The sequence below is a fragment of the Pseudoalteromonas sp. G5_S1_14_S5 genome, from assembly GCF_054968605.1.
Genome location: NZ_JBQKUM010000201.1, coordinates 1 through 844, shown reverse-complemented (window position 1 = coordinate 844; position 844 = coordinate 1). Strand labels below are relative to the sequence as shown.

1 protein-coding gene is annotated in these 844 nt (G+C 35.8%); it reads left to right on the top strand.

Annotation, left to right across the window (positions count from 1 at the left end; translation table 11 throughout):
- Positions 1–81 precede the first annotated feature (81 nt).
- Entirely contained in the window at positions 82–669 is a 588-nt protein-coding gene (locus tag ACTRWI_RS22540; protein WP_499133920.1) for a hypothetical protein, read from the top strand.
- The last annotated feature ends 175 nt before the right edge of the window (positions 670–844 follow it).

Below are 844 nucleotides of genomic sequence, written 5' to 3'. Positions count from 1 at the left end.
TTTATTTGGCTTTTTGAGCTAGTCTATATGTTGTGCGTATAGCTATGTGTCTAAAAATAATTAAAAGGTATGAGTTTGCATATGAAAAAGACATACAATATACTTATTTTCTTATCTACTTTCCTAACCTCATTTACTATTAGTGCAAGTGAAACACAGGTTTCACTAGGCTTAGGGGTTTCAGACTACAGATTTAGTAATCATAATGGTGTTAATCAATTTGACGATAACGCATTTGGGGGAGTACTACATTTAACTCATTATCCTTATTCTCGGGATGCCTTTGAAGGAGAGTTATTTGTGGGAGGAGGAGTTGGGTACATTAATTACGGTAATTTTGATGGAAATGTATCAACCAAAGAACCTGAAGACGCTATCGCAAATAGATTTAGTGTACCAGGAAAAGGACCGCTTATTTTTCTTTCTTCAAACTATCAAACAGAAGTCTGGTTCAGTAAGTTAAATATAGGGCTAATGGATTGGTCTAATACCATCGAAGTAAATGGTCTTGTTTTTAAAGAACATGGTACATCCGTAGTTTATGAAGTTGAAGTTGGTTATCGTGCATCAGAAAATGTAGGCCTGTCGATAGGTTTAAACACAACAAGCAATAACAGTAACCATGCAACGTTATTTTTATGGAAACTAACATATAACCTTCCCAATTAGGCTAACCACATGGGTATCTAACGGAGTTGATGATTAAATCAGTGGGATTTTTCTTAATCCTGCGAGCTGAATCAATGTAGTTGAAGCATTGTAATGCCGACTCTTATACACAAATTGGCAACTAGAGCTCGACCTAGTGGGCGATTTGAGAAACCATAGGTTATCACTAACTTCA